This window comes from Oceanimonas sp. MB9, assembly GCF_011319775.1.
Taxonomy (GTDB): Bacteria; Pseudomonadota; Gammaproteobacteria; order Enterobacterales; family Aeromonadaceae; genus Oceanimonas; species Oceanimonas doudoroffii.
The window spans coordinates 25,719-47,263 of record NZ_VFBE01000001.1 but is presented as its reverse complement, the minus strand read 5'-3'; the positions used below and the strand labels follow the sequence as shown (position 1 = coordinate 47,263).

The window sequence follows — 21,545 nt, the reverse complement described above, 5'->3', positions numbered from 1 at the left end:
ACAACCTCATGCAGCGAATTGAAATTTTGTTAGGTGGGGAGTGCTGGTCGTACTGGCTGTTCGCCGGCCGGTTAACAGAAGCATTGCGGCTGGCATCCTCGACGGTGACCGCCCAGTTTGAAGCGGCGGGCAGTAGTCGTTTTTACCTGTCTGAAGACGGTGCCATTCTGGGCAAGGTGTGCACCGACAAGTACTCCCGTCATCAGCAGCCGGTCAAGTGGCTGCTGCACGATTACCTGGAAAAACGGTGGTTGTTGCAGACGGATGCGGCCAAGGAATATCGCAGCCTGCGAGTATTGCAGCGGGCGGGCCTGCGTACGCCCCGCTGTTTTGGTTGGGGCGTGTCGCTGCAGCCGGGCAATGTCGGCGGCTCCCTGTTGCTGATGGAGCGGGTGCAGGATGCCAGGTCTGGCGGCCACTGTTTCGAGGACATGAATGAGGCCGAACGGTTGGAGTTCCTGACCCGGTTCAGTCAAGAGGTTGCGGCCCTGGCTCGGGCCGGTTTTGTGCATCGCGACCTGCACTATGACAATCTGTTGCTGGACCCGCAGGGGAACATCATCTGGATCGATGCGCATGTACGCCGGCTGCCCCGTCGGCGGGACCGGCACTGGGCCGCCATTCAAGCATCACTCACGGTGAACAAGCTCAGGGGTGAGCACTATCGGGCCTTTGTGGAGCAGCGGTTACGCGAACAGCTGCCGGCCTGAGACCGGCACAGTGCTCACAAGCCGTCGAGCAGAAGACCCAGTTGCCGAAAATGCTTTCCGTTGTCGAACTGGCGCGCCGCCTTATCCCGTCCGGCGGCGGCCAGCCGGGTACGCAGCGCTTGGTCTGCATATAACTGCTCTATCTTGCTCGCCAGATCCTTGGCGTCACCGCTTTCAAATAACAGGCCGTCCCGGCCGTCCTCGATGATTTCCAACGGGCCGCCGCTGTTGGCGCCGATCACGGCGGTGCCGCAGCGCATGGCCTCCACCGTTACCAGGCCGAAGGTCTCGTTGCGGGAGGTGGTCAGCATCAGGTCGCAGGCCTGCATAAAGGCATGAGGCTGGTCGGTGAAGCCAAGGAAGCGAATGCGATCCTGCAGCCCGAGCGCCGCCACCCTTTGTTTCAGCCCTTCCAGGTATTCCTCGCGCATGGCGTGGCCAACGATCAGGGCGTGCAGCTCGGCGTGGCGGGGCGCCAGTTGCGCCATGGCCTCGATCAGCAGGTGCTGGCCCTTGGCCTGATTGATGCGGCCAACCAGGCCGATCAGAAAGGTATCTTCCCCCCCCAGTTGCCGGCGCAGGGCCTGCCGCTCGGCCTCGGCAAGGGGCTCGACCTCATCGGCTCCCGGGTAAAGCACAGTCGTGCCCGGGCGAATATCGGCGGGAATGAAGGTATTTATCTGGTCGGCCACCGCCTGGGTGACGCACAGCAGGTGGTCGACATGGCGGTACAGGAAGCGATGGAAAGGGTCGCCCTTGAACCGGGTCATGGTCATGTGGCGGCTCTGCACCAGCAGGGGCTTGCGGCGGGACAGCCGTTTGGCCAGCACGGCGATGGGCATGTCCTTGGTCCAGTGGAAATGGACCAGATCCACCTGTTGTTCGTCGATCAGGCGGGCCAGGCGCCAGGCGGTACGCAAAGAGAAGCGGCCGCCGGTTTTCAGCACTTGTGCCTCGCCGCCTTGCTCGGCAAAGCGTGCTACCAGGCGGGCGCCCTCGGCGATCACCGGCACGACCTGATGCTGCTCGCCGAGGGCCAGGCTGCAGCGGTGCATATAAAGCTCCAATCCGCCCAGGTCCGGCGACAGGCAGAGCTCGAGCACCTTTTTGTTACTGCTCATCTTTCTGCATGTCCAGCATGACGGCGTATTTCATGTAGGAGCTGAAGGCGGAAATAATCGCCACGTTCCAGCCATTGATGCCGTGAAACAGGCCACCCTTGAGGATCAGCGCCTTGAACAGGGCGGCAAGGCCGTGGGTAAAGGGATCCCAGGCCTTGGCTCGCTTGCCGTCTTCCAGTGCCAGCACGGCACCGCGCTTGATGAACTTCTCGGTGGTACGCACCATGTGGGCGTAGTCATCGTAGGAATAGTGCAACAGGTTGGCATTAAGCTGGTGAATGTTGCCGGCTTCCACCTTGGCATGTCCCTTCTTGGCCGAGAAGCCGCACCGGCGGCGATCGTACAGACGGGTAACCCTATCCGGGTACCACAGCCGAATAAAGTTCTTGCCCACAAAGGTTTTGCGGCAGAACGAAAAGGCGTCGTGGGGCGTATTGGCCAGATTCAAGGCTCGAATGGCGGCGATGGCATCGTCGTCGAGCCGCTCGTCTGCGTCCAGGCTCAGGATCCAGTCGTTGCTGGCGTACTGGACTCCAAAGGCCTTTTGTGGACCATCGCCGAGGTAGGCCTGCTTGATCACCCGGGCGCCCATGGACTCGGCGATCTCGCAGGTCCGGTCGGTGCTGAGGGAGTCGACCACGATGATTTCATCGCACACCGCCCTGACCGATTCGATCACGGCGGAGATGTTGTCTTCCTCGTTGAGGGTGATGATGTTGGCGGTAATGTTCAAGGGGTTGACCTCGCGATGCCCATCAGGCCTTGTTCAGCCAGCTCATGTACTCGGCCACGCCCTCGGCCACGGTCTTGAACTCGTGGGGGTAACCGGCGGCACGCAGCTTGGTGAGATCGGCCTCGGTAAAGCTCTGATAGCGGCCCTTCAGGTGGTCGGGAAAGGGAATGTATTCCACCTGGCCCTTGCCGTGAAAGTCGATGACGGCATCGGCCACGTTCTGGAAGGGTTCGGCACGGCCGGTGCCGCAGTTGAAGATGCCGGACACGTCCGGGTTTTGCCAGAACCAGAGGTTGACCTTGCACACGTCGCCCACATAGATGAAGTCGCGCATCTGGCCGCCGTCTCCGTAGCCGTCACAGCCGGCGAACAGCTTGGGGTTTTCGCCCTTGTGCAACTGGGTGTTGAGATGAAAGGCCACGCTCGACATGCTGCCCTTGTGCTGCTCTCGGGGGCCGTATACGTTGAAGTACTTGAGGCCGACGACCTGAGAGTTGATTTCCGGCATCAGGCGGCGCACATACTGGTCAAACAGCTGTTTGGAGTAGCCGTATACGTTGAGCGGCTGCTCGTATTGCGGTTCTTCGATGAAGTTGTCGTTGCGACCGCCGTAGGTGGCGGCGGAAGAGGCGTAGATAAACGGAATTTCCCGCTCCAGGCAGTAGTGCAGCAGATCCTTGGAGTACTCGTAGTTGTTCTCCATCATGAACTTGCCGTCCCACTCGGTGGTGGCGGAGCAGGCGCCTTCGTGGAAGATCACCTCAATGCCACCCCACTCCTCGAACTCGTCGCCGGACACGATGCGATGCAGAAACTCGTCCTTGTCCAGATAGTCGGCGATGGTCAGATCGACCAGGTTGACGAACTTGGTGCCGTCGGTCAGATCGTCGATCACCACCACGTCGGTGCGGCCTTGCTCGTTCAGGGTTTTTACCAGGTTGCTGCCGATAAAGCCGGCACCGCCAGTTACAATGATCATCGTTGTTCGCCTCTTGCTGGCCGAACCCGGGTTCGGCAATTCGAAGAAAAGTGGGCGCAAGTTTACCATGCCCTGCGGCCAGAAAACTAACCCGCTGCCGGCGACGGGTGTGGCGGCGGCACTGTGTTACTATTCAGTTATCATTTCGTTGTTATTGCGTGCCGTGGCTATCCCCAAGAAAACCCGGGACCGCATTCTGGCTGCCGCCCTTGAACTGTTTAATGAGCGGGGCGAAGCCCGGGTGACCACCAATCATATTGCCGCCTACCTGGGCATCAGCCCGGGCAACCTCTACTATCACTTTCGCAACAAGAACGACATTGTTCGCTGTATTTTCAAACAGTATTGCGCACATTTAACCAAAAGCTTCACGCCGGCCACCGGCTCGGCCAGCGCCAGCCCGGCACTTTGGTTTCATTACCTGGATGCGGTGTTTTATGTGATGTGGGAGTTCCGTTTTTTTCACGCCAATCTCGAGGACATTCTGCGGCGGGATCCACAACTGCACGCACAATACCTCGAGGTGCAGCGGCGGCTGGAGGGCCATTTGCAGGCGCAGCTGCGGGAATTCAATGCTCGGCAAGTGCTGGCCGTGCCCGAGCAAGACATCGCCACCCTGGCGCAAACCCTGACATTGATGGTGTCCTGCTGGGTGAGTTACCGGCGCATGCAGTTGCTTCAGCCCTGCATCATCCAGGCGGTGCTTTATGAGGGAATGGTGCGTGTACTGATCCTGCTCAAGCCCTATTTCCATGAGAATAAAGGACTCGAGCTAGACCAGATTCTGGCACATTATCACGCCCTGGCCGCCAGCCCCGGTGATCCCTTTCACAAATAGCCGAAGAAGGTGGAATAAGTTATGAGTATCACCCAATGAGGTAGTAAAATGGTCTGAATTGAACCCAGATAGCCACATGGAAAACGGGAGTTTGTTATGTCGTCGGCATTTTATGCTTACTTAACCGAGCAGTTGGAAAACACCAAGGCAGAAGGCCTTTTTAAGAAGGAGCGGGTGATCAGCTCTCCTCAGAGCGCCGCCATTCGCGTGGGCGAACAGGAGGTTATCAACTTCTGCGCCAACAACTATCTGGGACTGGCCAACCATGAGCAACTGGTTGAGGCGGCGCAGCAGGGCCTGCAAAGCCATGGCTTTGGCATGGCTTCGGTGCGTTTTATCTGTGGCACCCAGGATCTGCACAAGCGGCTGGAAACTGCCTTGTCTTCCTTCCTCGGCATGGAAGACACCATTCTCTACACCTCCTGTTTTGATGCCAATGCCGGCCTGTTTGAAACCCTGTTGGGCCCGGAAGACGCCATTATTTCCGATGCGCTGAACCATGCTTCCATCATCGACGGCGTGCGCCTGTGCAAGGCCAAACGCTACCGCTATGCCAACAACGACATGGCCGAGCTGGAAAGCCGGCTGCAGCAGGCCGAGGCCGACGGCGCTCGCTTCAAGCTGATTGCCACCGACGGCGTTTTCTCCATGGACGGTGTCATCGCCAACCTGAAGGGCATCTGCGATCTGGCCGATCAGTACAATGCTCTGGTGATGGTGGACGACTCTCACGCCGTCGGTTTTGTTGGCGAGCAAGGCCGGGGTACCCATGAATACTGCGAGGTGATGGACAGAGTCGATATCATTACCGGCACCCTTGGCAAGGCCCTGGGTGGTGCCTCCGGCGGTTACACCTCGGGCAAGAAGGAAGTGATCGACTGGCTGCGCCAGCGCTCCCGGCCCTACCTGTTCTCCAACTCGGTGGCGCCGGCCATCGTCGCCGCCTCGATCAAGGTGCTGGAAATGCTGGAGAACGGCGACGCTCTGCGGCAAAAGGTGCGGGAAAACAGCGACTACTTCAGAGAGCAAATGACCGCCGCCGGCTTTACCCTGGCCGGTAAGGATCACGCCATTATTCCGGTGATGCTGGGCGACGCCGCCCTGGCGGCGCAAATGGCCGACAAGCTGCTGGAAAAAGGCATTTATGTTATCGGTTTCTCTTTCCCGGTGGTGCCCAAGGGCCAGGCCCGCATTCGCACTCAGATGTCGGCGGCCCACAGTCGTGAGCAGCTGGATCGGGCCATTGCGGCCTTTACCGAAGTGGGTCGAGAACTGGGCGTGATCTGAGGAGAATCAACATGAAAGCACTGGCAAAACTCAAGGCCGAACCGGGCATTTGGATGACCGAGGTGGCCGAACCGGAACTGGGTCACAACGATCTGCTGATCAAAATCCGTAAAACCGCCATCTGCGGCACCGACATTCATATCTACAACTGGGATGACTGGTCGCAAAAGACCATTCCGGTGCCCATGGTGGTGGGCCACGAATACGTGGGAGAGGTGGTAGCCATCGGTCAGGAAGTGCGCGGCTTTGCCATCGGCGACCGGGTTTCCGGCGAGGGTCACATCACCTGTGGCCATTGCCGCAACTGCCGTGGCGGCCGTACCCACCTGTGCCGTAACACCGTAGGCGTGGGCGTGAACCGGGAAGGGGCCTTTGCCGAATATCTGGTGATTCCGGCCTATAACGCCTTCAAATTGCCCGATGAAATCTCCGACGATCTGGCGTCCATCTTCGACCCCTTTGGCAACGCCGTGCACACCGCGCTGTCGTTCGATCTGGTGGGCGAAGACGTGCTGATCACCGGCGCCGGCCCCATCGGCATCATGGCCGCCGCCGTGGCCCGCCATGTGGGCGCGCGCCACGTGGTGATCACCGACGTTAACGAATATCGCCTCGATCTGGCCCGCAGCATGGGCGTGACCCGGGCGGTCAACGTGGCCACCGACAACCTGAGTGATGTTATGGCCGAGCTGGGCATGACCGAGGGCTTTGACGTGGGCCTGGAAATGTCCGGCGTGCCGGCGGCGTTTCAGGACATGCTGGCCAAGATGAACCACGGCGGCAAAATCGCCATGCTCGGAATTCCCCCGTCCGACATGGCCATTGACTGGAACCAGGTGATCTTCAAGGGGCTGGTGCTCAAGGGCATTTACGGCCGGGAAATGTTTGAAACCTGGTACAAGATGGCCAGCCTGATCCAGTCCGGCCTGGATCTGAGCCCCATCATCACCCACCACTTCAAGGTGGACGACTTCCAGCAGGGCTTTGACACCATGCGCTCCGGCCAGTCCGGCAAGGTGATCCTTGACTGGCAGTAAGCCTGGCGTGCCTGACATACCGCAGTAAGTCGGCCAAAGGGCACTGCCTCACGACACGCCGTACACCCTTCCATGGGGGCTCCGCTGCGCCATCCCTGGCGCAGAGGGTCGTGATGCAGTTGCCCTTTAACTTCCTCGCCAGCACATCAGTTGTTTGTCCGGCTGGCTCTTGCCAGCTGAAGCTCGCACTGAATGATACTGCCCGTCTCCCGTCTCCCGTCTCCCGTCTCCCGTCTCCCGTCTCCCGTCTCCCGTCTCCCGTCTCCCGTCTCCCGTCCCCAGTTCACCTGTCCTCCAGCTCATCCATTCCGATTCACAAATCCACCCGGTCCCATACGAAGCATTTTCCCCTTGTGCTAATTTCGTACAAGGGTTAGAACAGAGAAGACGGCCGAAGCCCCTTCGGCGGTACCCGATTTCGAATAGAGGATGTTCGTATGGTGACAAGGAATAAAAAGGTGGTGGCCATGGCGGTGTTTGCCGCCCTGGGATACGGCGCGGCGTTTTCTGCCCAGGCCGACAACATCAAGATTGCCATTGCCGGCCCCATTACCGGCCCGGTGGCTCAGTATGGCGACATGCAGTTTACCGGCGGCCGCATGGCGGCGGAGCTGATCAACAAATCCGGCCGGCTGGGTGAGCACACCCTGGAAGTGGTGGAGTTCGACGACGCCTGTGATCCCAAGCAGGCGGTGGCGGTGGCCAACCGCATCGTCAATGACGGCATTCAGTTTGTGGCCGGTCATCTGTGCTCCGACAGTACCCTGCCGGCGTCCGACGTCTACGACGACGAAGGCATTCTCATGGTGACCCCGGCGGCCACCAGTCCCACCATTACCGAGCGGGGCCTGGAATTCGTCATGCGCACCATCGGCCTCGACAGTGATCAGGGCCCCACCGCGGCGCGTCACATCGTCGACAAGGTCAAGCCTGAGCGCATCGCCATTATTCACGACAAGAAGCAATACGGCGAAGGCCTGGCTTCCAGCGTGCGCGACGCCCTGAAAGACGCCGGCGCCAATGTGGTGGCCTATGAGGGCATTACCTCCGGCGACAAGGACTTCTCGGCGCTGATCGCCAAGCTGCAGCGGGAGCAGGTGGATTTCGTCTATTACGGCGGCTATCACCCTGAGCTGGGGCTGATTTTGCGTCAGTCAGCCGAAAAGGGCTTCAAGGCACGCTTTATGGGGCCGGAAGGGGTGGGCCACAAGGATATTACCTCCATCGCCGGTGACGCCTCGGAAGGCCTGCTGGTGACCCTGCCCAAGAAGTACGATCTGGATCCGGCCAACGCCGATATCGTGGCCGCCATTCAGGCCAAGGGCGAAGACCCCACCGGGCCTTTTGTGTGGACCACCTATGCGGCGGTGGAAGCCATTGCCGAGGGCATTAAACGGGTCGGCGCCGACCCGGAAGCGGTGGCCACCGCGCTGCGGGCCGAGCCGGTCGACACCGTGATGGGCCCACTGGCCTGGGACGACAAGGGCGATCTTACGGGCTTTGAGTTCGGCGTGTTTGAATGGCACAAGGACGGCTCCTCCACCCAGCTGTAACGGGCCGTTACTCCATCGTCAGCAGGCGGGGGTGCCCCGCCTGCTGACGGCGCTCATCGTGCTACGACAAGGAAAGGTTGTATGTCCGAGCCCCTTCTTTACTTTATTCAGCAGCTGCTTAACGGCCTGACCATCGGCAGCACCTATGCCCTGATCGCCATCGGCTACACCATGGTGTACGGCATTATCGGCATGATTAACTTCGCCCACGGCGAGGTGTACATGATCGGCGCCTACGCCGCCTTTATGGTGATGACGGCGCTGACCATGGCCGGCATCGACAGCACCGCCCTGCTGTTATGCGGTGCCTTCGCGGTGAGCATAGTGCTGACCAGCGTCTACGGCTATTCCATCGAGCGGGTCGCCTACCGGCCGCTGCGCCACAGCAAACGGCTGATTGCGCTGATTTCCGCCATCGGCATGTCCATTTTTCTGCAGAACATGATGCGCCTGGCGCAAGGTTCCCGGGATATCGCCATTCCGCCCCTGCTGCCCGGCGGCTGGAGCTTTGGCGGCGAGGGCTTTCAGGCCACCCTGTCCTATATGCAGCTGATCATCTTCGTGGTCACCTTTATTGCCATGACCCTGCTGTCGCTGTTTATTTCCCGCTCGCGCATGGGTCGGGCCTGCCGGGCTTGTGCCGAAGATCTGAAAATGGCCAACCTGCTCGGTATCAACAGCAACAGCATCATCGCCCTCACCTTTGTCATCGGTGCCGCCCTGGCGGCGGTGGCCGGGGTGTTGCTGGGTTCCTACTACGGCGTCATCAACCCCTACATCGGCTTTATCGCCGGGCTCAAGGCCTTTACCGCGGCCGTGCTCGGCGGCATTGGCAGCATTCCCGGGGCCGTACTCGGTGGCCTGCTGCTGGGGGTGACCGAGGCCATGACCGGCGCCTATTTCAGCACCGAATACAAGGACGTGGTGTCCTTTGGCCTGCTGATCTTCGTGCTGCTGTTCATGCCCACCGGCATTCTGGGCAAACCGGAGGTGGAAAAGGTATGAGCAAACTGAAACCTGCACTCATTGCCGCCGCCCTGTTTCTGCTGCTGGCGGGCTGGCTGCTTGGTCTGCGGTTGGAAACCGAAGGCACTCGGCTGGTGGTGGCCAACCGGCTCGACGCCAGTTGGCAGTGGCTGGCACTGGGCGCCGGCCTGGTGTTTCTGGCCCAGCTGTTTGCCGAGCAGTGGCGCAAACCCTTTCGTTTTCTGGCGGATCGCAAGGGCGGCTTTGCCCTGCCGGCGCCGGAAGAGCAGCCCTGGCTGTATCGCATTGTGTCCGTGCTGGTGCTGGCGGCCCTGCTGGTGTGGCCCTTTATGGGCTCGCGCGGCGCGGTGGATCTGGCCACGTTAACCCTGATTTACGTCATGCTGGGGCTGGGCCTCAACGTGGTGGTGGGCCTGGCCGGCCTGCTCGATCTGGGCTACGTCGCCTTTTACGCAGTGGGGGCCTACAGCTATGCCCTGCTCAATGCCTATTTTGGCCTGGATTTCTGGACCTGCCTGCTGCTGGGCGGCGCCCTGGCGGCGCTGTTCGGGTTTTTGCTGGGCTTTCCGGTGCTGCGGCTGCGGGGGGACTACCTGGCCATCGTGACCCTGGGATTTGGCGAGATTATTCGTATATTACTCAACAACATGACCGAGATCACCGGCGGCCCTAACGGTATTGCCGGCATTCCCAAACCCACGCTATTCGGACTGGAGTTCGACCGTCGCGGCGACAACACCTTTCACGAGTTTTTTGGCATCGCCTACAACTCGGGCTACAAGGTGATCTTTCTTTACCTGCTGGCGCTGGTGCTGGTGGTGCTGACCATTTTTATTATCAACCGGCTGCTGCGCATGCCCCTGGGACGGGCCTGGGAGGCGTTGCGGGAAGACGAAATCGCCTGCCGCTCACTGGGCCTCAACCCCACCCTTATCAAGCTCAGTGCCTTTACCATTGGCGCGGCCTTTGCCGGCTTTGCCGGCTGCTTCTTTGCTGCCCGGCAGGGCTTTATCAGCCCCGAGTCCTTTGTGTTTATCGAGTCGGCCATCATTCTGGCCATCGTGGTGCTGGGGGGCATGGGCTCGCAGATTGGTGTGGTGTTGGCGGCCATCATCATGACCATACTGCCGGAGCTGACCCGGGAATTTAACGAATACCGCATGTTGCTGTTTGGCCTGTTGATGGTGCTGATGATGATCTGGCGGCCGCAAGGGCTGCTGCCCATGCACCGCCCTCACATGGAGCTGAAATCATGAGTGAATTGCTGAACGTATCCGGCCTCACCATGCGTTTTGGCGGCCTGGTGGCGGTAGACGGAGTGGCGCTCACCATGGCGGAGCGGCAAATTGTGTCTATCATCGGCCCCAACGGCGCCGGCAAGACCACGGTATTCAACTGCCTGTCGGGATTTTACCGGCCGAGCGGCGGTACGGTGCGCTTTCGCGGCCAGGCCATTGCCGGCCTGCCGGGCCACAAAATCTCCCGCCTGGGCATGGTGCGTACCTTTCAGCATGTGCGCCTGTTCAGGGAAATGACGGTGCTGGAAAACCTGCTGGTGGCCCAGCATGCCCATCTCAACACCAATTTTCTCGCCGGCCTGCTGAAGACCCCGGGTTTTCGCCGGGCCGAGCGGGAAGGGCTGGAGCGGGCCCATTACTGGCTGGAGAAGGTCAACCTGACCGAGTTTGCCAACCGCGCCGCCGGCAACCTGGCCTATGGCCAGCAGCGCCGCCTGGAGATCGCCCGCTGCATGGCGGCACGACCGGCCCTGTTGATGCTCGACGAGCCGGCGGCGGGGCTCAACCCCAACGAGACTCAGGAACTGAACCGGCTGATTCAGGATCTGCGTGATAACGAAGGCGTCAGCGTGCTGCTGATTGAACACGACATGAAGCTGGTAATGGACATTTCCGACCATATTTACGTGGTCAATCAGGGCCGCCCCCTGGCCGACGGCGACCCCGACGCGGTGCGCAGCCACCCGGACGTGATCAACGCCTACCTGGGAGAAGCCTGATGCTGCATGTCGACAATATTTGCGCCCATTACGGCAAGATTCGCGCCCTGGAAGACGTTACCGTGCACATTGAGCAGGGGGAAATCGTCACCCTTATCGGCGCCAACGGCGCCGGCAAGACCACATTAATGATGAGCATCTGCGGCGATCCCCGGCCGTCTCGGGGCAGGGTGCTGTATGAAGGCCAGGATCTGTCCGGGCTGGATACCGCCGCCATCATGCGCCGGGACATCGCCATCGTGCCGGAAGGGCGGCGCATCTTCGCCCGGCTCACGGTGGAAGAAAACCTGCACATGGGTGCCTTTTTCGTGGACAAACGCGAGCACGCCGGGCTGATGGCCGAGGTGTTTGCCATGTTCCCCCGGCTCAAGGAGCGCCGCCACCAGCGTGCCGGTACCATGTCCGGCGGCGAGCAGCAGATGCTGGCCATCGGCCGGGCGCTGATGAGCAAGCCCCGGCTGCTGCTGCTGGACGAGCCCTCGCTGGGGCTGGCGCCCATTATCATCAATCAGATCTTTGACACCATTGCTCAGTTGCGGGAAGAAAAGGGCATGACCATCTTTCTGGTGGAGCAGAACGCCAATCAGGCGCTCAAGCTGGCCGACCGGGGCTATGTGCTGGAAAACGGCCGGGTGGTGCTGGCCGACACCGGCGCCGCCCTGCTGGTGAACGAACGGGTACGCAACGCCTATCTGGGCGGCTGAGGCTGAATTGGGTACACTGGCGCCACATTAATGAGGAGGAATTCATGGATCAGTTTGCCCATATTTCGGTGGATGAAGCCCACGTCATGCTGAGCGAGGGCCGGGCCCGGCTGGTGGATATTCGCGATCCCCAGTCCTTTGCCCTGGCCCACGCCGAGGGAGCCTTTCACCTTACCAACGACAGCCTGGTGAGCTTTACCAACGAGGTGGATTACGAGATGCCGGTGATCGTGATGTGCTATCACGGCATCAGCAGTCAGGGCGCGGCCCAGTACCTGATCAATCAGGGCTTTGAGGAAGTCTACAGCCTGGACGGCGGCTTTGAGGCCTGGCGGCGCAGTCAGGCGGTGGTCGGCCAGTCGTGAAGGCGCTGCTGGTGCTCGACGATCCGCGCCGGGCCCAGGCCTTTGTGGACTACCTGAGTGAGCTCGGCCTGCACTGTGAGCTCACCCAGGACGACGACGGTAATGTGCATATCTGGCTGGTGGACGAGTCTCGTTATGAGCAGGCCCACCGGGAAGTCAAACGCTTTCTCGCCGAACCCTTTCACCCCCGCTATCAGGAGGCGTCCTGGAAGCGGGGAGACAGTCATGCCCGCTTTGCCGATGGTCCCCGGCAAGCCGGCTGGATCAGCGATCTGCTGCGCCAGACCGGTCCGGTCAACCTGCTGGTGCTGCTGGCCTGCCTGCTGGTCTATGGCCTGAGCTGGCTGGGGCTGCCCATGTTCGGCGTGCTGTCTTTCCCGCCCCGGGCAGAATGGCTGCTGGGGGTGGAATTCTGGCGCGCCTTTACTCCGGCGCTGATGCATTTCTCCCTGATGCACCTGGTGTTCAACCTGTTCTGGTGGTGGTATCTGGGCGGCATGGTGGAGCGACGGCTGGGCAGCGGCAAGCTGCTGGTGCTGCTGCTGGTGGCGGCGGTGCTGCCCAACCTGCTGCAGTTCTGGGCCAGCGGGCCGCGTTTCGGTGGTCTGTCGGGGGTGGTGTATGCGCTGCTGGCCTACGTCTGGTTCAGCGGCCGGCTCAACCCGGCCCGGGGCATCGGCCTGCCCGACGGCATGGCGGTCTTCATGGTGGTGTGGCTGGTGCTGGGCTTTGCCGATCTGCTGGGCACGCCGGTGGCCAATATGGCCCACCTGGGCGGCGCCCTGATCGGCCTGCTTCAGGCCTGGCTCGACAACCGCCGCACTACTGGTAAAGAAAGGTCGTAAACAGCAGACGACGCACCGGGGTCTGGCCGGTTTCCTCGAGCAGCAGTTCGTTGAGCCGCTCCCGGCCCTGATCGGCCAGCTCGGTGCGGGCCGGCAGGGAGCGGATTTCCTGCCGGCTTTTCTGGGCCAGCAGATCATTCAGCGCGTCCCGCAGCAGCGGCATATTCTCTTCCACCACCGCCAGCTGATCCGGTCGTTCCAGCATCAGATCCACCGCCACTCGCACATAGCCCAGGTTTTGTCCTGAGTTCTGGTAGTTGGTAATAATGTCCGGTGTCATGGTGTAGTATATGGGCCCGGCAGGCGCCGCCGGTTCATCCTGGGCGCTGAGCGGGCCTGCGCTGACCAGCAGCAGGCAGAGGGCAACAAACCGAAACATGTGAGTCTCCGACGAGTAAGCGAGCGGGCATTGTTTAAATATTTGCCGGCCAAGTCAATCGGCGGGTGCCCGGTGAGGCCGGGCTGTGACCGGAGCAGGACCAGAAAGCAATTGTATGTCTTTGTTGTTTGATGAACAAAACACGGCCTCCAGCGCCGATCACCTCTGGCGCTGGGGAAGCGAAACGCCGGCTGCGCCGGTGCTGAATGCCTGGCTGCATGACACCGGGTCACTGACCCGGCTATTGCGCCGGCACTGCCGGCAGTTTGAGGTGCAGCTGTTGAGCGATGCCAGCCTGCGGTCGCTCACACCGACCCAGGCGGAACTGCTCGGCTGTGACCAGGCCTTTTGTCGAGAGGTATTGCTGTGCTGTGACGGCCGGCCCTGGGTCTATGCCAGCTCGCTCTATTCTTCCGCCACGCAACGGGCGCTGCCGGCGCTGGCCGGGCTGGGCTCCCGGGCGCTGGGTGAGCTGATGTTCGAGGCGCCGGATCTGGAGCGCACGCCCTTTGAGTTCGCGCGCCTGAATGCTACTGAATATCGGCGACTGGCCGAGCGTACCGGGCTGAACGCCGGCTTTGCCCCTGCGCCCTGGGCGCGCCGCTCCACCCTCAGCACCGGCGCCGCCCGAGTGCTGGTGACCGAACTCTTTTTGCCGGCTTCGGCTCTCTATCAGGACACAATGCAGGACACGACCTCATGACCACCCTGACTTCTCCTTCCCGACCGCGCTGGCGCGCCTACATGGCCCTGGCCCGGCTCGACAAGCCCATTGGCACCCTGCTGCTGCTGTGGCCCACCCTGTGGGCACTGTGGATTGCCGCCGACGGGTTACCGTCACCCTGGCTGCTGCTGGTGTTCGTGGCCGGGGTGTTTTCCATGCGCTCCGCCGGCTGTGTGATCAACGACTACGCCGACCGCCATATCGACGGTCATGTCAAGCGCACCCAGGCCCGGCCGCTGCCCGCCGGTGAACTCACCGAGCGCCAGGCGCTGGGCTTTTTTGCCCTGCTGGTGGGCATTTCCTTTGTGCTGGTGCTGACCACCAATGCCTTTACCATTGGCCTGGCCTTTGCGGGTCTGTTCTGGGCGGCGCTCTATCCCTTTATGAAGCGCTTTACCAACCTGCCTCAGCTGTTTCTCGGCATCGCGTTTTCCTGGGCCATTCCCATGGCCTTTGCCGCCCAGAGCAACAGCCTGCCCGCCGGCCTCTGGTTGCTGTTTGCCGCTAACCTGACCTGGACCGTGGCCTACGACACCATGTATGCCATGGTGGATCGGGACGACGACCTCAGAATCGGCGTCAAGTCCACCGCCATTCTGTTTGGCCGGCGCGACAAGCTGATTGTGGGCCTGCTGCAACTGGCTACCCTGTTGCTGCTGGTGGCGGCGGGCCGAGCGTTTGAACTGGCCGCCCCCTTTTACTGGGGCCTGCTGGCGGTGGCCGGCCTGTTTGTGTATCAGCAGCGCTTGATTCGCGATCGGGAGCGCATGCCCTGCTTTCGCGCCTTTCTCAACAACAACTACGCCGGCATGGCGGTGTTCGCCGGCCTGGTGCTGGCGCTGTGGTAAGTGGAAGGCTTTGGGGCTTGCTCTGGACTCATTACTGGATATACTGACAGTTAACTGTATAAACAGACAGGTTTCATCATGAAGGCCCTTACTCCCCGCCAGTCGCAGGTGCTGGACATTATCAAGGAACACATTCAGCAAACCGGCATGCCGCCCACCCGGGTGGAAATTGCCAAGGTGCTGGGGTTCAAGTCCGCCAATGCGGCGGAAGAGCACCTCAAGGCGCTGGCCAAGAAGGGCGTGATTGAAATCATGCCCGGCACTTCCCGGGGCATTCGCCTGGCCGGGGAAGAGGCGGAAGAAGAACAGGGCCTGCCGCTGGTGGGCCGGGTGGCCGCCGGTGAACCCATATTGGCGCAACAGCACATCGAGAGCCATTACCGGCTTGATCCTGGCTTGTTCCACCCCTCTGCCGACTTTCTGTTGCGGGTGCAGGGCATGAGCATGAAGAACATCGGCATCATGGACGGCGACCTGCTGGCGGTGCACAAAACCCAGGAGGTTCGCAACGGCCAGGTGGTGGTGGCCCGGCTCGACGACGAAGTGACCGTCAAGCGCTTTCAGCGTACGGGCAGCAAGGTCAGCCTGATCCCGGAAAACGAAGAGCTCTCGCCCATTGAAGTGGATCTGCGCAGCCAGGAGCTCACCATTGAAGGCCTGGCCGTGGGCGTGATCCGCAACGGTGATTTCTAACGTCGTCGTTTCAACCGGCAGGCCCCTGCCTGCCGGTCCTTTCTTCACTCAGCTCCCGTTACAACCCCTATTCCCCCATCCTCAGTCCTAAAATCTTTATATTTTACATTTCCTTGAGTGCTGCTTTACTTAGAGTCAGCCGAGCCTAAGGGATGTAGTCGTTCGGCACACATTCATTCCAGACTTGAGTACTCCGGGTGACAGGATGAAACGATTGGGGGTGCGCGTGAAGCCGATTCTGCTGTTGCTATTGTCCTTGCTGGTCTGCCTGCCTGCGCGGGCGCAGACCCGTCTTAACATGACCGAAGGGGTCACCGAGATCAGCCAGCAGGTTTACGGCCTGCACATGACCATCCTCATTATCTGTGCCGTTATCGGCCTGGTGGTGTTCGGGGTCATGTTCTGGGCCATTATTCACCATCGCAAGTCAAAAGGGGCCAAGGCCGCCCAGTTTCACGAAAGCACCAAGGTCGAGATCCTCTGGACCATTATTCCCTTTCTCATTCTGGTGGCCATGGCCATTCCCGCCACCAAAACCCTGGTGGCGATGGAAGACGCGTCCGAACCCGATCTCACCGTGCAGGTCACCGGCTCTCAGTGGAAGTGGCATTACCGCTACTTCGACGAAGACGTCGAATTTTTCAGCCTGCTGGCCACCATGCCCCAGCAGATTGCTGGCACGGTGACCAAGGGAGACAACTACCTGCTGGAGGTGGATTATCCCCTGGTGCTGCCCACGGATCGCAAGGTGCGTTTCCTGATCACCTCCGACGACGTCATTCACTCCTGGTGGGTGCCGGCCTTTGCGGTGAAAAAGGACGCCGTGCCCGGCTTTATCAACGAGGCCTGGACCCGCATTAACGAGCCCGGCCTGTACCGGGGTCAGTGCGCCGAGCTGTGCGGCAAGGATCACGGCTTTATGCCCATCGTTGTGGATGCCCGCTCACCCGAGGAATTTGATGGCTGGCTGGCTCAGGTCAGGGCCGAACAGGCCGAGGCCAGGGCCGCCGAGCAGGAACTGCTGGCCATGAACATGAGCCGGGAGGAGCTGATGACCCTGGGCGAGCAGGTTTACCAGAAAGCCTGCGCCGCCTGTCACCAGGCCAATGGCGAAGGCATTCCCGGTGCCTTTCCAGCCCTTACAGGCAGCGACATGGTGCTCAATGACAGGGCTGGCCATATCAACATAGTGCTGTACGGCAAGGCGGGCACCGCCATGCAGAGCTTTGACAAGCAGCTGGCGCTCAAGGAGCTGGCGGCGGTGATCACCTATGAACGCAATGCCTGGGGCAACGACACCGGGGATCTGGTACAGCCCAAGGACATTCATCAGGCCAGACAGGGACAATAGGGGGCAGTGATGGCGCAGATGGATCGCACTGAAACCGCGGACATTCACCTGGTGGGAGAGGAGCATCATCACGGCCCCGCCCGGGGACTGGGCCGCTGGCTGTTTACCACCAACCACAAGGACATCGGCAGCCTCTACCTGCTGTTCAGCCTGACCATGTTCCTGCTGGGGGGCGCCATGGCCATGGTGATTCGGGCCGAGCTGTTTCAGCCCGGGCTGCAACTGGTGGAGCCCAACTTCTTTAACCAGATGACCACCATGCACGGACTTATCATGGTGTTCGGCGCCGTCATGCCCGCCTTTGTGGGCCTGGCCAACTGGATGATTCCCATGATGATAGGGGCGCCCGACATGGCGCTGCCGCGCATGAACAACTGGAGTTTCTGGATACTGCCCTTTGCCTTTGTGCTGATGCTGAGCTCGCTGTTTGTGCCCGGCGGCGGCCCCAATTTCGGCTGGACCTTCTATGCACCGCTGTCGACTACCTATGGTCCCGACAGCACCGCCCTGTTTGTGTTTGCCATTCACATCATGGGCATCAGTTCCATCATGGGGGCGATCAATGTCATTGTAACCATATGGAATCTTAGGGCGCCGGGAATGACCTGGATGAAGTTGCCGCTGTTCTGCTGGACCTGGTTGATCACCGCCTTTCTGCTGATTGCGGTGATGCCGGTGCTGGCCGGCGCCGTGACCATGGTGCTGACCGACAAGTATTTCGGCACCAGCTTCTTTGAGGCAGCCGGGGGCGGGGATCCGGTGATGTTCCAGCATATTTTCTGGTTCTTTGGCCATCCCGAGGTATACATCATGATATTGCCGAGTTTCGGCATTATCTCGGCCATCATTCCCGCTTTCAGCCGCAAGCCGCTGTTTGGCTACGCCTCCATGGTGTATGCCACCGCCTCCATCGCCGGGCTCAGCTTTCTGGTGTGGGCCCACCACATGTTCACCGTGGGCATGCCGGTGGCGGCGGAGCTGTTCTTCATGTACTGCACCATGCTGATTTCGGTGCCCACCGGGGTCAAGGTGTTCAACTGGGTGGCCACCATGTGGCGGGGCTCCATCAGCTTTGAAGTGCCCATGCTGTTCGCCCTGGCTTTTATCGTGCTATTTACCATGGGGGGCTTCAGCGGCCTGATGCTGGCCATTACTCCGGCCGACTTTCAGTATCACGACACCTACTTCGTGGTGGCCCATTTCCACTATGTGCTGGTGTCGGGTGCCATCTTCTCCATCATGGCGGCGGCCTATTACTGGCTGCCCAAGTGGACCGGTCACATGTTCGATGAGCGCCTGGCCAAATGGCACTTCTGGTGCTCCGTGGTATCGGTCAACCTGCTGTTCTTTCCCATGCACTTTCTCGGCCTGGGCGGCATGCCCCGGCGCATTCCCGATTATTCGCTGCAGTTTGCCGACATCAATGCCCTGGTCAGCATCGGCGGCTTTGCCTTTGGCCTGTCCCAGCTGATCTTCGTGGCGGTGCTGGTGAAGTGCATTCGCGGCGGCGAGCGGGCCCAGGCCAAACCCTGGGAGGGCGCCGAAGGGCTGGAGTGGACGGTGCCGTCGCCGGCACCCTACCACACCTTTGAAACGCCGCCGGAGGTGAAGTGATGGATCACGGCAGGAAGGCCCTGCGGCTGGGCGGACTGGCCCTGGCCATGTTCGGCTTTGGTTTTGCCCTGGTGCCCTTGTATGACGTGTTCTGCGACATCACCGGGCTGAACGGCAAGACTGACACCACGGCGGCGGTAGCGGCGAAACGGGTGGATGAACAGCGGCTGGTCACGGTGGAGTTCATCACCTATCAGAACACCGGCCTGGGCGGTGAATTTTCCCCTTCGGTGCGTCGGCTGAAAGTGCATCCGGGCGAGATGCACAGGGTGGACTTTACCGTGACCAATCCGGGGGTGGACAACCGGGTGCTGCGGGCCATTCCCTCGGTGTCACCGGGGAGGGCGGCGGGTTACCTGCGCAAGACCGAGTGTTTCTGCTTTGAGGAGCAGCCCCTTGATGGCCTGGCGCGAGCGGTAATGCCCATGAGTTTTTACGTGGACGAGGCGCTGCCCGACGATATTGAGGTATTCACCCTGTCCTACACCCTTTACGACATCAGCGAGCAGGTGGCCAGCGAAGGCTGACAAGGAGGCTAGCATGGCGGTCAAGACGGAAAAATATTATGTACCGGCGCAAAGTCCCTGGCCCATTGTCGGCGCCGTTGGCCTGTTTTTGCTGGCCTCGGGGGCAGGTATGTGGGCCGCCGGCATTGCCGGCATTGCCGGGCCTGTGGTGTTTGCCGCCGGCACCCTGGTCATGACGGTCATGCTGTTTGGCTGGTTTTCCAATGTGATCAGCGAATCCCATCAGGGCCTGTACAGCGAACAGATGGACAGATCCTTTCGTCAGGGCATGACCTGGTTCATCTTTTCCGAAGTGATGTTTTTTGGCGCTTTCTTTGGCGCCCTGTTTTATGCCCGCATTCTGGCGGTGCCCTGGCTGGGGGGAGCCGGCAACAACGCCATGACCCACGAGGTGCTGTGGCCGCAGTTTCAGCCTATCTGGCCGCTGCTGACCACCCCGGGGGGCATGGAAACCACCGCCATGGGCTGGCTGGGATTGCCGCTGATCAACACCGTTATCCTGTTGACCTCGTCGGTGACGGCGCACCTGGCCCACCTGGCCCTGCTGCAGGAGCAGCGTGACCGAATCAAGGCCTGGCTGGGTGCCACCGTGCTGCTGGGGGTGTTGTTTCTGGCGCTGCAGATCTGGGAGTACGTGCATGCCTACCAGGATCTCGGCCTGCGGCTCGACTCCGGCATTTACGGCAATACCTTCTTTCTGCTCACCGGCTTTCACGGCGCCCACGTTACCCTGGGTACCCTGATGTTGTTCATTATGTGGCTCAGGGTTAACAAGGGACACTTTACACCGGCTCAGCATTTTGGCTTTCAGGCCAGCAGCTGGTACTGGCACTTTGTGGACGTGGTCTGGCTGTGTCTCTTCGTTTTTGTCTATATTTTGTAGTGTCTCGATTGAATCTTATTATGGCGTGGGGTTGGGGGTCAGCAGGCCGGTGGCCAGGGCAAGAATCAACAGTATGACGATGATCACCGCAAACAGCAGCCGCCGGCCAATGTAGCGCGCCATCAGTGCCGGGTCCCGCCGGCTGAGCAGGGCCCCCAGCCCCAGCGCCAGGTTACCGATCATCAGCAATAACAACAGCACAATCAGCAGTTTGAGCAGCATGTATCACGCGTATGAAAAGGATGGAACCTTGATTATAGGTAAGCGTGGCGGATTACTGGTGCTGACCGCGGCCATCAGTGCCCTGATGGTGTTCATGGGGATGTGGCAGTTGTCCCGGGCCGACGAAAAGCGCCAGCTATTGCAGGAGTGGCAGCAACGCAGCCAGATGGAGCTTGAGCTGAAAGAGGCCCTGGCCATGCACAGCCCCTTTGGCTACCGGCTGCGGACCAGCGGTGTCTATCTTGCCGGCGGCGAGTTGTTTCTGGACAACCAGATTGAGCAAGGCCGGGCTGGCTACCGGCTGATTCGGCCGTTGCAGACGCCTCAGGGCCTGCTGGCGGTGGACAGCGGCTGGTGGCCGGCCAGTGCCGATCGTTCCCGCCTGCCAGCGGTCAACCCTCCCGATGACCATGCCCTGGAGCTCACCGGCGTGCTGGTGCGTCCCTGGCAGCCGCCGCTGTCACTGGGGAGGGAGCGGGATGCCCATCCTCGGCGCATTTCCAGCCTGGAGCCGGCCCTGCTGACCGAGCGCTGGGGGCAGCCGGTGTTGCCGGTGGTGCTGAAAACCGACGGCGGTGGCGATGGTTGGCAGCCGGTGGTAATGGGGCCGGAAAAGCACTTGGGCTACGCGGTACAGTGGTTCACCATGACAGTAGCCATCTGGCTGGCAGCCTGGTGGTGGTATCGGAGGGGATATGAAGCATAAACCGGTATTGGCCCTGGTGGGGGTTTTTGTGTTACCTGTGGCGCTGGCCTGGCTGGTGCTGGCTCAGGGCTGGTTTACCCCCGGCGTGCGCGGTCACGGCGAATGGGTGGAAGGACATATCGATGCGGCGACGCAGTGGCGGCTGGTAATGGTCACGCCTGCGCACTGTGATTACTGCGCGTCGGCCACCGAGCTGCTCAATAACCTGGATCTGGCCTTGGGTCGGGACGGGGACCGGGTCCGAGTGGAACAACAGGCCGCCGGTGAAGGGCTGGTGCCGGGATTTGTCTATATTGCCGATCCACCGGGCATGCTGGTGATGCGCTACCCGATGGGTGCGAACGAGGTGCAAAACCGCGAGACCGGCAGAGATCTGCTGAACGATCTGCGCCGGTTGCTGAAATATTCCCGGGCCGGCTAGG

General features: G+C 60.9%; 25 protein-coding genes. 20 read left to right on the top strand and 5 right to left on the bottom strand.

Going from position 1 to position 21,545, the window contains the following annotated elements; genetic code table 11:
- Nucleotides 1-8 precede the first annotated feature (8 nt).
- Nucleotides 9-710, top strand: coding sequence for a lipopolysaccharide kinase InaA family protein (locus OJHNALOF_RS00260; RefSeq protein ID WP_165660791.1), 702 nt, complete (start codon nucleotides 9-11; stop codon nucleotides 708-710).
- Nucleotides 711-724: 14 nt separating this feature from the next.
- On the opposite strand, the gene OJHNALOF_RS00255 is transcribed toward OJHNALOF_RS00260, so the two are convergent.
- From OJHNALOF_RS00255 to rfaD, 3 genes are read right to left on the bottom strand one after another with little or no spacing between them, the layout of a single operon-like run.
- The gene (locus OJHNALOF_RS00255) at nucleotides 725-1,831 is read right to left on the bottom strand and encodes a glycosyltransferase family 4 protein (RefSeq protein WP_165660790.1); all 1,107 of its coding nucleotides are present in this window, start codon (nucleotides 1,829-1,831) and stop codon (nucleotides 725-727) included.
- Nucleotides 1,821-2,564, bottom strand: a complete 744-nt coding sequence (locus OJHNALOF_RS00250) for a glycosyltransferase family 2 protein (RefSeq protein WP_165660789.1) — start codon at nucleotides 2,562-2,564, stop codon at nucleotides 1,821-1,823. The genes OJHNALOF_RS00255 and OJHNALOF_RS00250 overlap by 11 nt, the downstream gene beginning before the upstream one ends.
- A gap of 22 nt (nucleotides 2,565-2,586) precedes the next feature.
- Nucleotides 2,587-3,543 carry an ADP-glyceromanno-heptose 6-epimerase gene (gene rfaD, locus OJHNALOF_RS00245; protein ID WP_165660788.1) on the bottom strand — a complete coding sequence of 319 codons (957 nt, stop codon included), beginning with the start codon at nucleotides 3,541-3,543 and terminating at the stop codon, nucleotides 2,587-2,589.
- Between rfaD and OJHNALOF_RS00240 the strand changes: the two genes are divergently transcribed.
- The 10 genes from OJHNALOF_RS00240 to glpG all read left to right on the top strand — a co-directional run bounded on the left by OJHNALOF_RS00240 (nucleotide 3,536) and on the right by glpG (nucleotide 13,176).
- Entirely contained in the window at nucleotides 3,536-4,381 is an 846-nt protein-coding gene (locus OJHNALOF_RS00240) for a TetR/AcrR family transcriptional regulator (protein WP_165660787.1), read from the top strand. The genes rfaD and OJHNALOF_RS00240 overlap by 8 nt on opposite strands.
- Nucleotides 4,382-4,477: 96 nt before the next feature.
- Nucleotides 4,478-5,668: a glycine C-acetyltransferase gene (locus tag OJHNALOF_RS00235; RefSeq protein ID WP_094200888.1), complete on the top strand. Its 1,191-nt coding sequence runs from the start codon at nucleotides 4,478-4,480 to the stop codon at nucleotides 5,666-5,668.
- An 11-nt stretch (nucleotides 5,669-5,679) separates the two neighbouring features.
- A complete protein-coding gene (tdh, locus tag OJHNALOF_RS00230; RefSeq protein ID WP_206063493.1) occupies nucleotides 5,680-6,705 on the top strand; it encodes an L-threonine 3-dehydrogenase in 1,026 nt (341 codons plus the stop codon).
- A gap of 437 nt (nucleotides 6,706-7,142) precedes the next feature.
- On the top strand, nucleotides 7,143-8,258 hold the full coding sequence (locus OJHNALOF_RS00225) for a branched-chain amino acid ABC transporter substrate-binding protein (protein ID WP_370462282.1): 1,116 nt from the start codon (nucleotides 7,143-7,145) through the stop codon (nucleotides 8,256-8,258).
- Between the two features lie 81 nt (nucleotides 8,259-8,339).
- Nucleotides 8,340-9,263 carry a high-affinity branched-chain amino acid ABC transporter permease LivH gene (gene livH / locus OJHNALOF_RS00220; protein ID WP_094200886.1) on the top strand — a complete coding sequence of 308 codons (924 nt, stop codon included), beginning with the start codon at nucleotides 8,340-8,342 and terminating at the stop codon, nucleotides 9,261-9,263.
- Nucleotides 9,260-10,501, top strand: a complete 1,242-nt coding sequence (locus tag OJHNALOF_RS00215; protein WP_165660786.1) for a high-affinity branched-chain amino acid ABC transporter permease LivM — start codon at nucleotides 9,260-9,262, stop codon at nucleotides 10,499-10,501. The genes livH and OJHNALOF_RS00215 overlap by 4 nt, the downstream gene beginning before the upstream one ends.
- Nucleotides 10,498-11,262: a high-affinity branched-chain amino acid ABC transporter ATP-binding protein LivG gene (gene livG / locus OJHNALOF_RS00210; protein WP_094200884.1), complete on the top strand. Its 765-nt coding sequence runs from the start codon at nucleotides 10,498-10,500 to the stop codon at nucleotides 11,260-11,262. The genes OJHNALOF_RS00215 and livG overlap by 4 nt, the downstream gene beginning before the upstream one ends.
- Nucleotides 11,262-11,966: an ABC transporter ATP-binding protein gene (locus tag OJHNALOF_RS00205; RefSeq protein WP_165660785.1), complete on the top strand. Its 705-nt coding sequence runs from the start codon at nucleotides 11,262-11,264 to the stop codon at nucleotides 11,964-11,966. The genes livG and OJHNALOF_RS00205 overlap by 1 nt, the downstream gene beginning before the upstream one ends.
- Nucleotides 11,967-12,010: 44 nt before the next feature.
- Nucleotides 12,011-12,331 (top strand): thiosulfate sulfurtransferase GlpE, encoded by a 321-nt coding sequence (gene glpE, locus OJHNALOF_RS00200; protein WP_165660784.1) that lies wholly within the window; start codon nucleotides 12,011-12,013, stop codon nucleotides 12,329-12,331.
- Nucleotides 12,328-13,176 carry a rhomboid family intramembrane serine protease GlpG gene (glpG, locus tag OJHNALOF_RS00195; protein ID WP_094200881.1) on the top strand — a complete coding sequence of 283 codons (849 nt, stop codon included), beginning with the start codon at nucleotides 12,328-12,330 and terminating at the stop codon, nucleotides 13,174-13,176. Before glpE ends, glpG begins: the two co-directional genes overlap by 4 nt.
- On the opposite strand, the gene OJHNALOF_RS00190 is transcribed toward glpG, so the two are convergent.
- Nucleotides 13,154-13,555 carry a flagellar basal body-associated FliL family protein gene (locus OJHNALOF_RS00190; protein WP_165660783.1) on the bottom strand — a complete coding sequence of 134 codons (402 nt, stop codon included), beginning with the start codon at nucleotides 13,553-13,555 and terminating at the stop codon, nucleotides 13,154-13,156. The genes glpG and OJHNALOF_RS00190 overlap by 23 nt on opposite strands.
- Nucleotides 13,556-13,670: 115 nt before the next feature.
- On the opposite strand from OJHNALOF_RS00190, the gene OJHNALOF_RS00185 reads away from it, so the two are divergent.
- From OJHNALOF_RS00185 to OJHNALOF_RS00155, 7 genes are all read left to right on the top strand, one after another.
- Nucleotides 13,671-14,258, top strand: a complete 588-nt coding sequence (locus tag OJHNALOF_RS00185; RefSeq protein ID WP_165660782.1) for a chorismate lyase — start codon at nucleotides 13,671-13,673, stop codon at nucleotides 14,256-14,258.
- Nucleotides 14,255-15,127: a 4-hydroxybenzoate octaprenyltransferase gene (gene ubiA / locus OJHNALOF_RS00180; protein WP_165660781.1), complete on the top strand. Its 873-nt coding sequence runs from the start codon at nucleotides 14,255-14,257 to the stop codon at nucleotides 15,125-15,127. The genes OJHNALOF_RS00185 and ubiA overlap by 4 nt, the downstream gene beginning before the upstream one ends.
- 78 nt (nucleotides 15,128-15,205) lie before the next feature.
- Nucleotides 15,206-15,820, top strand: a complete 615-nt coding sequence (gene lexA, locus OJHNALOF_RS00175; RefSeq protein WP_094200877.1) for a transcriptional repressor LexA — start codon at nucleotides 15,206-15,208, stop codon at nucleotides 15,818-15,820.
- A 205-nt stretch (nucleotides 15,821-16,025) separates the two neighbouring features.
- Nucleotides 16,026-17,171 (top strand): cytochrome c oxidase subunit II, encoded by a 1,146-nt coding sequence (coxB, locus tag OJHNALOF_RS00170; protein WP_165660780.1) that lies wholly within the window; start codon nucleotides 16,026-16,028, stop codon nucleotides 17,169-17,171.
- Nucleotides 17,172-17,189: 18 nt separating this feature from the next.
- The gene (gene ctaD, locus OJHNALOF_RS00165) at nucleotides 17,190-18,785 is read left to right on the top strand and encodes a cytochrome c oxidase subunit I (RefSeq protein WP_206063492.1); all 1,596 of its coding nucleotides are present in this window, start codon (nucleotides 17,190-17,192) and stop codon (nucleotides 18,783-18,785) included.
- Nucleotides 18,785-19,312 (top strand): cytochrome c oxidase assembly protein, encoded by a 528-nt coding sequence (locus OJHNALOF_RS00160; protein ID WP_094200874.1) that lies wholly within the window; start codon nucleotides 18,785-18,787, stop codon nucleotides 19,310-19,312. Before ctaD ends, OJHNALOF_RS00160 begins: the two co-directional genes overlap by 1 nt.
- Nucleotides 19,313-19,325: 13 nt before the next feature.
- A complete protein-coding gene (locus OJHNALOF_RS00155) occupies nucleotides 19,326-20,195 on the top strand; it encodes a cytochrome c oxidase subunit 3 (RefSeq protein ID WP_094200873.1) in 870 nt (289 codons plus the stop codon).
- An 18-nt stretch (nucleotides 20,196-20,213) separates the two neighbouring features.
- Here OJHNALOF_RS00155 and OJHNALOF_RS00150 read toward each other — a convergent pair whose 3' ends face one another.
- Nucleotides 20,214-20,417 carry a DUF2909 family protein gene (locus OJHNALOF_RS00150; protein WP_094200872.1) on the bottom strand — a complete coding sequence of 68 codons (204 nt, stop codon included), beginning with the start codon at nucleotides 20,415-20,417 and terminating at the stop codon, nucleotides 20,214-20,216.
- Nucleotides 20,418-20,445: 28 nt separating this feature from the next.
- On the opposite strand from OJHNALOF_RS00150, the gene OJHNALOF_RS00145 reads away from it, so the two are divergent.
- Both OJHNALOF_RS00145 and OJHNALOF_RS00140 read left to right on the top strand, forming a co-directional pair.
- A complete protein-coding gene (locus OJHNALOF_RS00145; protein ID WP_165660779.1) occupies nucleotides 20,446-21,123 on the top strand; it encodes an SURF1 family protein in 678 nt (225 codons plus the stop codon).
- Nucleotides 21,113-21,544 carry a hypothetical protein gene (locus OJHNALOF_RS00140; protein ID WP_165660778.1) on the top strand — a complete coding sequence of 144 codons (432 nt, stop codon included), beginning with the start codon at nucleotides 21,113-21,115 and terminating at the stop codon, nucleotides 21,542-21,544. Before OJHNALOF_RS00145 ends, OJHNALOF_RS00140 begins: the two co-directional genes overlap by 11 nt.
- Nucleotide 21,545: the final 1 nt, after the last annotated feature.

Excerpts from the sequence above, each read along its gene's own strand:
- OJHNALOF_RS00260 (WP_165660791.1), top strand. The coding sequence starts at position 9 with ATGCAGCGAATTGAAATTTTGTTAGGTGGGGAGTGCTGGTCGTACTGG.
- OJHNALOF_RS00255 (WP_165660790.1), bottom strand. The coding sequence starts at position 1,831 with ATGAGCAGTAACAAAAAGGTGCTCGAGCTCTGCCTGTCGCCGGACCTG.
- OJHNALOF_RS00240 (WP_165660787.1), top strand. The coding sequence starts at position 3,536 with ATGATCATCGTTGTTCGCCTCTTGCTGGCCGAACCCGGGTTCGGCAAT.
- rfaD (WP_165660788.1), bottom strand. The coding sequence starts at position 3,543 with ATGATCATTGTAACTGGCGGTGCCGGCTTTATCGGCAGCAACCTGGTA.
- OJHNALOF_RS00235 (WP_094200888.1), top strand. The coding sequence starts at position 4,478 with ATGTCGTCGGCATTTTATGCTTACTTAACCGAGCAGTTGGAAAACACC.
- tdh (WP_206063493.1), top strand. The coding sequence starts at position 5,680 with ATGAAAGCACTGGCAAAACTCAAGGCCGAACCGGGCATTTGGATGACC.
- OJHNALOF_RS00225 (WP_370462282.1), top strand. The coding sequence starts at position 7,143 with ATGGTGACAAGGAATAAAAAGGTGGTGGCCATGGCGGTGTTTGCCGCC.
- livH (WP_094200886.1), top strand. The coding sequence starts at position 8,340 with ATGTCCGAGCCCCTTCTTTACTTTATTCAGCAGCTGCTTAACGGCCTG.
- OJHNALOF_RS00215 (WP_165660786.1), top strand. The coding sequence starts at position 9,260 with ATGAGCAAACTGAAACCTGCACTCATTGCCGCCGCCCTGTTTCTGCTG.
- livG (WP_094200884.1), top strand. The coding sequence starts at position 10,498 with ATGAGTGAATTGCTGAACGTATCCGGCCTCACCATGCGTTTTGGCGGC.
- OJHNALOF_RS00205 (WP_165660785.1), top strand. The coding sequence starts at position 11,262 with ATGCTGCATGTCGACAATATTTGCGCCCATTACGGCAAGATTCGCGCC.
- glpE (WP_165660784.1), top strand. The coding sequence starts at position 12,011 with ATGGATCAGTTTGCCCATATTTCGGTGGATGAAGCCCACGTCATGCTG.
- OJHNALOF_RS00190 (WP_165660783.1), bottom strand. The coding sequence starts at position 13,555 with ATGTTTCGGTTTGTTGCCCTCTGCCTGCTGCTGGTCAGCGCAGGCCCG.
- OJHNALOF_RS00185 (WP_165660782.1), top strand. The coding sequence starts at position 13,671 with ATGTCTTTGTTGTTTGATGAACAAAACACGGCCTCCAGCGCCGATCAC.
- ubiA (WP_165660781.1), top strand. The coding sequence starts at position 14,255 with ATGACCACCCTGACTTCTCCTTCCCGACCGCGCTGGCGCGCCTACATG.
- lexA (WP_094200877.1), top strand. The coding sequence starts at position 15,206 with ATGAAGGCCCTTACTCCCCGCCAGTCGCAGGTGCTGGACATTATCAAG.
- coxB (WP_165660780.1), top strand. The coding sequence starts at position 16,026 with ATGAAACGATTGGGGGTGCGCGTGAAGCCGATTCTGCTGTTGCTATTG.
- ctaD (WP_206063492.1), top strand. The coding sequence starts at position 17,190 with ATGGATCGCACTGAAACCGCGGACATTCACCTGGTGGGAGAGGAGCAT.
- OJHNALOF_RS00160 (WP_094200874.1), top strand. The coding sequence starts at position 18,785 with ATGGATCACGGCAGGAAGGCCCTGCGGCTGGGCGGACTGGCCCTGGCC.
- OJHNALOF_RS00155 (WP_094200873.1), top strand. The coding sequence starts at position 19,326 with ATGGCGGTCAAGACGGAAAAATATTATGTACCGGCGCAAAGTCCCTGG.
- OJHNALOF_RS00150 (WP_094200872.1), bottom strand. The coding sequence starts at position 20,417 with ATGCTGCTCAAACTGCTGATTGTGCTGTTGTTATTGCTGATGATCGGT.
- OJHNALOF_RS00140 (WP_165660778.1), top strand. The coding sequence starts at position 21,113 with ATGAAGCATAAACCGGTATTGGCCCTGGTGGGGGTTTTTGTGTTACCT.